Source organism: Blastococcus atacamensis (genome assembly GCF_002938425.1).
In the GTDB taxonomy this organism is placed as follows: domain Bacteria; phylum Actinomycetota; class Actinomycetes; order Mycobacteriales; family Geodermatophilaceae; genus Blastococcus; species Blastococcus atacamensis.
The window spans coordinates 22982-31654 of sequence record NZ_POQU01000043.1 but is presented as its reverse complement, the minus strand read 5'-3'; the positions used below and the strand labels follow the sequence as shown (position 1 = coordinate 31654).

The window sequence follows — 8673 nt, the reverse complement described above, 5'->3', positions numbered from 1 at the left end:
ATGGTTATACGGCACAGGGCGTTACCCCGGGTGGGCAGGAGCGAGTTCCATGTCCTCGGACCAGCCCTCGCCGGCCGCGGTCGTGCTCTCGTCGTCGGGGGTCGCGGTGCTCATCGCCGCCCAGTGTCCCACCGACCCGGCCCACCGCTGGCCACGGGACGAGAGACCACCGCTGAAGAGGGTGACGACGGGGCGAGCTGGTGGCGCAGGGCATTCCGCTCGGCCACGATTCGCGCCATGGACTCGATGCGGAGGACCGGCCTGGTCCTCGCCGCGGTCGCGAGTGCGCTGTGGATCCTCTTCGCAGCACTGTTCCTCGGCACCGATCCGGACGACGGGGCGAACATCGGAGCCGGGCTGGCGGCGATCCTGGCCGTCCTGCTCTCGGTCGCGTCGCTGACCGTGCTGCTGTTCTCGCTCCGGTCCCCCGGGAGCGACCCGGCTCCGAAGGGCCGCGACGCGCGCGTCGGTGCTCCCGTGGCGGTCGTCTCGCTGGTGCTGTTCGTCGGGGCCTGGGTCTTCAGCTCGTCGGCGGACACGGACGCGACCGGGACCGTGCTGCTCGCCGTCGTCGCCGCCGCCGTCCTCACCTTCGTCGCGGCCGCGGTCCTCTTCGTCCCTCCGCGCCGCGGTCGCTCGTGACGACGCCCCGCTCCCTGGGCCGGTGTGCCGGCAGGACCGAACCGGCCACGCCGCGCACGCTGCGTGCCTGGCGGCGGATCGGGCTGCTCCTGGGCGTCCCCGCCGCGGGCCTGCTCACGGCCGCGGTCGCGATCCGGCTGGCCGTGGGCCGCGACGACGCCTGGTACGCCGCGCTGGCCGTGCCGGGCGTGCTCCTCGGCCTGCTCGCGGGAGTCTTCCTGCGCCGGGTCTGGTCGGAGCCGGGGCACCCGACCGGCGCCGTCAGTGTCTGGGGTCACCGGCTGTCGTCGGCCTTCCTGACCCTGTGGGGCCTGGGCGTGGTCCTGAACCTCGTCGCGGAAGAGGTCGCCGTCCCCTCCTGGCTGCGCTCGACCGTGGCGCTGGCGATGTCCGCGTCCCTCCTCGCCACGGTCGCCCTGGCGCTGGGCGAGCGGCCGGGCTACGCGCGCCGCTGACCGCGCTCAGACGTCGGGGTGCTCGTCCAGCACCGTCGCGGGCTCCGGCAGCAGCGGCGCGAGCGGCGGGAGCTCCTCGAGGCTGGTGAGCCCGAGGCGCTCCAGGAAGAGCGGGGTGGTGACGTACAGCCCGCCGCCGGTGTCCGGATCGGACCCGACCTCCCGCACCAGCCCGCGGGTGATCAGCGTGCGCATGACGCCGTCGACACCCACACCGCGGATCCCCGATACCCGGGCCCGCGTGACCGGCTGGCGGTAGGCGATGACAGCGAGGGTCTCCAGCGCCGCCTGGGAGAGCCGGCCGCGCTGGCCCTCCCCGAGGTAGCGCTCGACGACGCCGGCGTGGTCCTCGCGGGTGTAGAGCCGCCACCCCTCCCCCACCCGGCGCAGCGAGATGCCGGCCGAACGCTCGTCGTAGCCCGCCGCGAGCGCGCGCAGGCCCTCGCGCACCTGCTCCTCCGAGCACCGCAATGCCGCGGCCAGCGTCTCCTCGTCGACCGGGTCGTCGACCACGAACAGCAGTGCCTCGAGGCCGCCGAGCAGCTCGACGGGGTCCAGCAGCTCGAGCGGCTCGGCCTCGGGCTCGGCCTCCGGCTCCGGCTCGGCGGGCGGTGGCCCGGGCGGCGGCAGCTCCTCCTCGGGGGGCAGCGCCGGCACCGGCTGCTCCTCGGCCGGCCGCTCCCCCACCCGGGCCGCCAGTTCCGCGGCGACGGCGTCCCAGGTGCCGGGGTCGGCCTCCCCCCGTTCCTCGGCCTCCCGCCGGGTGGCCTCCAGCTCGGCGGCGAGCGCGTCCCAGGAGATGGGCGCCCGCTCCTGGTCGGGTCGGTCCTCGGTCACCGGTACTCCTCGTCGGCGTCAGGGGCTGCCTCGTCGTCGGCCTGCGGCCCGGGCACACCGGTCCACCGCACGTGCAGTTCACCCAGCGGGGTCAGCTGCTCGAAGACCACCCGCTGCTGGCGGTAGAGCTCCAGCAGCGCCAGGAACCGCGCCACCACCTCCAACGTGTGCTCGCAGTCCGCCGACAGCGCGCGGAAGCTCGCCGTCCCCGCCCGGACGAGGCGCTCGCGCACCAGCACCATCTGCTCGGAGACGCTGACGGGCGGCGCGTGGAGGTGCGAGACGCTCACCGTCTCGGGCACCTTCGGTGCGAGCGCCCGGGCGGCGAGCGCGGCGAACTGCTCCGGCGTCAGGTCGAGGAACACCTCGGGCACGAGTTCGGCGAAGCGCGGCTCGAGCGCTGCCTGCCGGGGGTGGCGGAGCGCGGCCCGCGCCTCGCGGTCGCGCAGGAACCCGGCCGCCAGCTTGTAGGCCTTGTACTGCAGCAGCCGGGCGAAGAGGAGGTCCCGCGCCTCCAGGAGCTCCAGGTCGTCCTCGTCGTCGACCTCCGCGGCCGGTAGCAGGCGCGCGGCCTTGAGGTCCAGCAGCGTGGAGGCGACCACCAGGAACTCGCTGGCCTGGCCCAGGTCCAGCTCGTCCCCGAGGGCCCGCAGGTGGGCGATGAACTCGTCGGTGACCTGCGACAACGCGATCTCGGTGACGTCGAGCCGGTGCTTGCCGATCAGTTGCAGCAGCAGGTCGAACGGGCCCTCGAAGTTGGTGAGCCGGACGGTGAACCGCGGTGGGGACGGCGCCTCGGTCACCAACGCAGCCTAGTGAACGTGTCGCCCCGGGCGCGGGGGCCGGAGGCCTCCCGGCCGGGACGACGAACGCGCTCAGCGCGTCAGGGGCACGGCTCCCGGCCGCGGTGTCGTCCGGAGGACGACGATGTCAGTGCCCGCGCAGACGGCGGACCAGGACGGAGTCCTCGCCGCGCTCGGTGAGGTCGGCGAGCAGGACGGAGACCGCCTCCCGCACGATGCGCCCGCGGTCGGCGGCCAGGCCGTGCTCGGCGCGCAGCGTCAGCCGGGCGGACTCCAGGGCCAGCAGCTCGTCGGCCGAGATGTAGACGGTGATCTTCTCGTCGTGCTTCGTGCGCTCGGCCTTGCCGCGGGCCGGACGGCCACGCGTGGCCACCCGCGGCTGGAGGACCGGAGCCGGCTGCTGCTCGGCCGGGCCGGCGCGGAACGCGGCCAGGGCGTCGCCGCCGTCGGCCTCGGCAGCGCCGCCGGGGACCAGGGTGAGCGGCATGGCCGGCTCGGCCGCACCCTCGGGGGCGCGACGGGCGCTGCGCAGCGCCGGCGAACTGGCCGTCGTGGGCAGGCTCGGCAGCTCCGTCACCTCGGATGCGGCGGCGGTGTCGGTGCGGCGGAACAACTCCGAGGCACCGGGCAGGACGGGCCGACGCGTCACAGCGCGAGAACCTCCTTGGCGAGGTCCCGGTACGCCGAGGCGCCCGTGGAGGTGGGGGCCCACGTGGTGATCGGCTGTCCGGCGACGGTCGTCTCCGGGAACCGCACGGTGCGGGTGATGACGGTCTGGAAGACGGTGTCGCCGAAGGCCTCGACGACCCGGCTGAACACCTCCCGGCAGTGCACGGTCCGGGAGTCGTACATGGTCGCGAGGATCCCGTTGATCTCCAGGTCGGGGTTCAGCCGCTCCTTGACCTTGTCGATCGTGTCGACGAGCAGCGCGACGCCGCGCAGCGAGAAGAACTCGCACTCCAGCGGGATCACCACGCCCTGGGCGGCCGTGAGCGCGTTGACGGTCAGCAGCCCGAGCGAGGGCTGGCAGTCGATGAGGACGTAGTCGTAGTCGTCCCGCACGTCGGCGAGCACGCGCAGCAGCGTCTGCTCACGGGCGACCTCGCTGACCAGCTGCACCTCGGCGGCGGAGAGGTCGATGTTGCTGGGCACGAGGTCCAGGCCCGGGATGTCGGTGTGCACCAGGACGTCGCGCAGGCTGGTGCGCCGCTCCATGAGGGCGTTGTAGATGGTCCGGTCCATGTTCTGCGCCGGCACACCCAGGCCCACGGACAACGCACCCTGCGGGTCGAGGTCGATGAGGAGGACCTTGCGGCCGAACTCCACCAGCGCGGCGCCCAGGTTGATGGTCGACGTGGTCTTGCCGACGCCGCCCTTCTGATTGCACATCGCGATGATGTGCGCCGGGCCGTGCTGGGTCAGCGGCTTCGGGTCCGGCAGCCGGCGCTGGCGCGCCTTGGCCGGGTCCAGTCGCAGTGCCGCCGCCCCCATCTCGGGGTCGGTGTCGTGCGGGCGCGCGACGGCGTGAGCCGCGTCCGCTCGGATCGCCATGGGTCTGTCGCCTCCACCTCGTACCCGTTCCGGACGTTCCGGGTGCGGTCAGCCGTCAGCGTCCGCTCGGGTGACACAGACGGTAGGGAGACGACGAAAGGTTCCCAAGGCGGCGCGCCGTCGACGTGTCGACATGGCGACGAATGCCAACAGGTGGGACTGCTCAAGCCGAGTCGGTCACAGATAGTGCCCAACATCCACGGTCTTGGATGTCAGGTCAATGCGCGCGGGTGGCTGGTGGCGTAGACCTCGCGGAGCCGGTCGACTGTGACCAGCGTGTACACCTGCGTGGTCGTCACCGACGCGTGCCCGAGCAGCTCCTGGACGACGCGCACGTCGGCACCGCCGTCGAGCAGGTGGGTGGCGAAGCAGTGCCGCAGGGTGTGCGGGGAGATCGCCGACGCGTCCATCCCGCCGGCGCGCTCGGCCGCGGTCCGCAGGATCGACCACGCGCTCTGCCGCGACAGCGGCCCACCGCGCACGTTGAGGAACAAGGCGCCGCCGCGTACCCCGCCGGCGCCGGCGGCCGCCAGGGCCGGGCGGGCCCGCACCAGGTACTCCTCCACCGCCCGCAGCGCGAAGCTGCCGACGGGCACGATCCGCTCCTTGCCGCCCTTGCCCGACAAGCGCACGGTGGCCTGGCCGCGGTCCAGGTCGTCGACGGCCAGCCCCACGGCCTCGGAGATGCGTGCCCCCGTGCCGTAGAGCACCTCCAGCAGCGCCCGGTCCCGTAGGCCCCGCGGCCCCTCCAGCGATCCGGCGGCCTCGATCAGCGCGACCACCGATTCCACGGGCACCGCCTTGGGCAGCCGCCGAGCCGGGCTCGGGGGCCGCACCTCGTGCGCCACGTCGTCGACGACGAGGCCGTCGAGCAGGGCGAACTTGTGCAGTCCCCGGACGGCGACGACCGCCCGCGCGGCCGACGTCGCCGACAGGGGCGGGTGGTCGTCGTCGCCTCTCCGCAGGGCGGCGAGGAAGCCCGCGACGTCGGATTCGGCCACCTCGCCCAGCCCCCGGACGCCGGCCGCGGCCAGGTACTCGGTGTAGCGCCGGAGGTCGCGCCGGTAGGAGGCGATGGTGTTCGTCGCCAGTCCCCGCTCGACGGTCAGGTGGTCGAGGTAGCCGGTGACGACCCGTTCGACGTCGGGTCCGGCGTCCAGCTGCGATGCTCCCGTCGCTGTCGTCAGGACAGCACCTCCTCCAGCCGGACCGCGTCCATGCCGTGGGCCTCGGCGACCTCGGGCAGCACCACGTTCCCACCCACGACGTTCACCCCGTGCGCCAGGGCCCGGTTGCGCCCGACGGCGGCCGCGGTGCCCTCGTTGGCCAGGGCCATCACGTAGGGCAGCGTCACGTTGGTCAGGGCGTGCGTGGAGGTGTTCGGCACCGCCCCCGGCATGTTGGCCACGCAGTAGAACACCGACTCGTGCACCCGGAACGTGGGGTCGTCGTGCGTGGTCGGGCGGGTGTCCTCGAAGCAGCCGCCCTGGTCGACGGCGATGTCGACGAGCACCGAGCCGGGCTTCATGCGCGACACCAGCTCGTTGCTGACCAGCGTCGGCGCCTTGGCGCCGGGCACCAGCACCGCGCCGATGACCAGGTCGGCGTCGATCACGGCGCGCTCGACCTCGTAGGCGTTGGAGGCCACGGTCTGCAGGTGCCCCTGGTAGATCCGGTCGGCCGCACGGAGCTTGTCGATGTCGCGGTCGAGGACGACGACCTCGGCCTGCATGCCGAGGGCGATCGCGGCGGCGTTCATGCCGGACACGCCCGCGCCGATGACGACGACCTTCGCCGCGTAGACGCCGGAGACCCCGCCGAGCAGGACCCCGCGCCCGCCGTGCGCCCGCTCGAGGCTGTGCGCCCCGACCTGGGGGGCCATCCGGCCGGCGACCTCCGACATGGGGGCCAGCAGCGGCAGCGCGCCGTCGGGGGTCTGCACCGTCTCGTAGGCGATCGCCGTGGTGCCCGAGGCGACGAGCGCGTCGGTGCACTCGCGGGAGGCCGCGAGGTGCAGGTAGGTGAAGAGGGTCTGGTCGGCACGCAGCCGGCCGTACTCCTCGGCGATCGGCTCCTTGACCTTGAGCAGCAGGTCGGCGTCGGCCCAGACGTCGTCGGCCGAGTCCACGATGCGGGCACCGGCGGCGACGAAGTCCTCGTCCGGGATCGACGAGCCCTCCCCCGCGCCGCGCTCCACGAGCACCGCGTGCCCGGCCCGCGTCAGCTCGGTCACCCCGGCGGGGGTGAGCGCCACCCGGTACTCGCGGTTCTTGACCTCTCGGGGAACTCCGACCCGCATCGCTCGTCTCCTGGTCCCGGCGGGTCGACCCCGAGGATGACGGAGCCCCCACCGCGTCGTGGGCGGCCCGGTCGGGGCGCGCCTCGGCCGGAGTCTAGGCACGGACCGGGGCTGGATCACCGCACGTGCACCGTTTCGCAACTCCCCGGGATCGCCGGGCCGCGCTGCCGGAGGGCGCGTGCTGGCCGACGATGACGAGGTCCCACCGCCTCCCGGAGGACCGTCCATGCGCTTCTACGCCCAGCACCCCGCCCTCCGCGCCCGTCAGGTGGCCGCGGACGTCGGAGTGCTGCTCTGGACCCTCCTGTGGGTACTCGTCGCCCGGGCGGTGCACGGCGCCGTCCTCGCGCTGGCCGAGCCGGGGCGGGCGGTCGAGGACCTCGGCCGCTCGGTCGCCGGGTCGATGGGCTCGGCGGCGGAGGTCGCGGAGGACGTGCCGGTCGTCGGCGACGAGCTGGCCGGCCCGTTCGACGCACTGGCGGGCTCCGCCGGCTCGGTCCGCGGGGCGGGGCGGTCCGCGCAGGACGCGGTGGACACCCTGGCGCTCGTGCTCGCCGTCGTCCTGGTCGTGCTGCCGGTCGGCTGGTTGGTGCTGCGCTGGCTGCCGTCACGGCTGCACTACGCCCGGGAGGCCGCCGCTGCCCGGCGGATGCTCACCGGCGTCCCGGAGGTGGAGCTGCTGGCCGCCCGGGCCGTGGCGACGGCCCCGCTCCCCCGGCTCGCCGCGCTCCCGCCGGGGACCGGCGCCGCCTGGCGGGCCGGCGACCCGGCCGCGACCCGCTCGCTGGCCGCGCTGGAGCTGGCCCGCCTCGGGCTGCGGCTGCCCGACGCGCCCGAGCGCCCCGTCACCGGAGACGATCGGCCCGGGACAGCCTCTGCATGCTGATCGCCCCGAGCACCGGCCCCATCGCCAGCAGCAGCACGGCAACCCTCCAGCCGGCGACGCCCACCACGACCGGGAACATCTGGATGCTGACCACCGTGATCGTGTAGCCGATCGCCGTCTGGATGGTCAGCGCGGTGCCGACGTACCGGTGGTCGACGGTGCGGCTCAGCGCCGTGGAGAACATCGCGGAGTCGGCGATGACCGATGCTCCCCAGACGAGGCAGACGAGCAGCAGCAGGTACGGGGACCGGCCGAACGAGAGGGCCGCGGCCACACAGCTGCCCGCGCTGACGACCATGGCGACCACCGCGGTGTGCACCGCGCCGTGGCGGGAACTCCACCTGCCGGCCAGGAGGCAGCCGGCGAACCCTGCGACGCCGATGGACATGAACGCCACGACCCCGGCGGAGAGGGCGAACGGAAGGGTGCCCCGGCCGGCCGCCAGGCTGGCGGCCACGATGGCGGGCAGCCAGGTCCACATCGCGTAGAGCTCCCACATGTGCCCGAAGTACCCGAGGCTGACCAGCCGGGATGGCCGCTCGCGGAACACCGTGACGGCGTAGCGGACGTCGATGGGCGGAGCCGGTGCGCCGAGTGGCCCCGGCCGGACCCCGAGCAACGCGACGACGCCGGCCGTCGCGGCGGCCGCACTCGCGCCGACCAGCACCAGCTCCCAGCGCAGCGCGAGGCCGCTGAGCAGCTGGGGCAGCGCGCTGCCCAGTGTCAGGGCACCGACCATCACCGCCAGCGCCAGACCTCGGCCGCGGGCGAACCAGGTCGTGACGAGCTTCAGCCCGGTCGGATAGACCCCGGCCAGCGCGACGCCCGTGAGGAAGCGCAGCGGCAGCGCGGACGGCAGCCCGTCCGCGAGGACAGCCGCGAGCGCCGTGGTCGCGGCCGCGACGACCGCCGAGCCGGCCATGAGCCGGTGCGCCGGCACGACGTCGGGCAGGTTTCCCAGCGCCGACCCCAGGGCGCCGGCGACGAAACCCAGCTGCACGGCAACGGTCAGGAGTCCCGCGGCACCGGAGCCGAGTCCCCAGTCGTGCCGCAGCGAGGGCACGACGGCCGACACGGAGAACCACGTCGCCATCGCCAGCACCTGGACGGCGGCGATCAGGGTCAGCTGCCAGGCGGCTTCCGCCGTGATCCGTGCGCCGCCGCGCAGGTCGCCGGTCTTCCTCACGGCCGACCGGGCCG

The 8673-nt window shown here is 74.3% G+C and carries 10 protein-coding genes; 3 read left to right on the top strand and 7 right to left on the bottom strand.

Annotation, left to right across the window (positions count from 1 at the left end; genetic code table 11):
- Window positions 1-237: 237 nt before the first annotated feature.
- Entirely contained in the window at window positions 238-642 is a 405-nt protein-coding gene (locus C5508_RS11710; RefSeq protein WP_104525124.1) for a hypothetical protein, read from the top strand.
- A complete protein-coding gene (locus tag C5508_RS11705) occupies window positions 639-1097 on the top strand; it encodes a hypothetical protein (RefSeq protein ID WP_104525123.1) in 459 nt (152 codons plus the stop codon). The genes C5508_RS11710 and C5508_RS11705 overlap by 4 nt, the downstream gene beginning before the upstream one ends.
- A gap of 6 nt (window positions 1098-1103) precedes the next feature.
- Here the strand turns inward: C5508_RS11705 and scpB are convergent, their stop codons facing one another.
- From scpB to ald, 6 genes are all read right to left on the bottom strand, one after another.
- Entirely contained in the window at window positions 1104-1934 is an 831-nt protein-coding gene (gene scpB, locus C5508_RS11700; protein ID WP_104525122.1) for an SMC-Scp complex subunit ScpB, read from the bottom strand.
- Window positions 1931-2737 carry a segregation and condensation protein A gene (locus tag C5508_RS11695; protein WP_232797076.1) on the bottom strand — a complete coding sequence of 269 codons (807 nt, stop codon included), beginning with the start codon at window positions 2735-2737 and terminating at the stop codon, window positions 1931-1933. Before C5508_RS11695 ends, scpB begins: the two co-directional genes overlap by 4 nt.
- A 127-nt stretch (window positions 2738-2864) precedes the next feature.
- A complete protein-coding gene (locus C5508_RS11690) occupies window positions 2865-3386 on the bottom strand; it encodes a hypothetical protein (protein WP_104525120.1) in 522 nt (173 codons plus the stop codon).
- Window positions 3383-4288 carry a ParA family protein gene (locus C5508_RS11685; protein WP_104525119.1) on the bottom strand — a complete coding sequence of 302 codons (906 nt, stop codon included), beginning with the start codon at window positions 4286-4288 and terminating at the stop codon, window positions 3383-3385. The genes C5508_RS11690 and C5508_RS11685 overlap by 4 nt, the downstream gene beginning before the upstream one ends.
- A 212-nt stretch (window positions 4289-4500) precedes the next feature.
- Complete coding sequence (locus tag C5508_RS11680; RefSeq protein WP_104525127.1) at window positions 4501-5448, bottom strand: site-specific tyrosine recombinase XerD; 948 nt, start codon at window positions 5446-5448, stop codon at window positions 4501-4503.
- Between the two features lie 23 nt (window positions 5449-5471).
- Window positions 5472-6587 carry an alanine dehydrogenase gene (ald, locus tag C5508_RS11675; protein ID WP_104525118.1) on the bottom strand — a complete coding sequence of 372 codons (1116 nt, stop codon included), beginning with the start codon at window positions 6585-6587 and terminating at the stop codon, window positions 5472-5474.
- A gap of 226 nt (window positions 6588-6813) precedes the next feature.
- On the opposite strand from ald, the gene C5508_RS11670 reads away from it, so the two are divergent.
- Window positions 6814-7473 (top strand): hypothetical protein, encoded by a 660-nt coding sequence (locus C5508_RS11670; protein WP_104525117.1) that lies wholly within the window; start codon window positions 6814-6816, stop codon window positions 7471-7473.
- Here C5508_RS11670 and C5508_RS11665 read toward each other — a convergent pair.
- A complete protein-coding gene (locus C5508_RS11665; protein WP_198598035.1) occupies window positions 7433-8659 on the bottom strand; it encodes an MFS transporter in 1227 nt (408 codons plus the stop codon). The two genes, C5508_RS11670 and C5508_RS11665, sit on opposite strands and share 41 nt — an antisense overlap.
- Between the last annotated feature and the right edge of the window lie 14 nt (window positions 8660-8673).

What these genes read in the sequence shown, in the direction of transcription:
- C5508_RS11710 (WP_104525124.1), top strand. Translation starts at nt 238, where the DNA reads ATGGACTCGATGCGGAGGACCGGCCTGGTCCTCGCCGCGGTCGCGAGT.
- C5508_RS11685 (WP_104525119.1), bottom strand. Translation starts at nt 4,288, where the DNA reads ATGGCGATCCGAGCGGACGCGGCTCACGCCGTCGCGCGCCCGCACGAC.
- C5508_RS11670 (WP_104525117.1), top strand. Translation starts at nt 6,814, where the DNA reads ATGCGCTTCTACGCCCAGCACCCCGCCCTCCGCGCCCGTCAGGTGGCC.
- ald (WP_104525118.1), bottom strand. Translation starts at nt 6,587, where the DNA reads ATGCGGGTCGGAGTTCCCCGAGAGGTCAAGAACCGCGAGTACCGGGTG.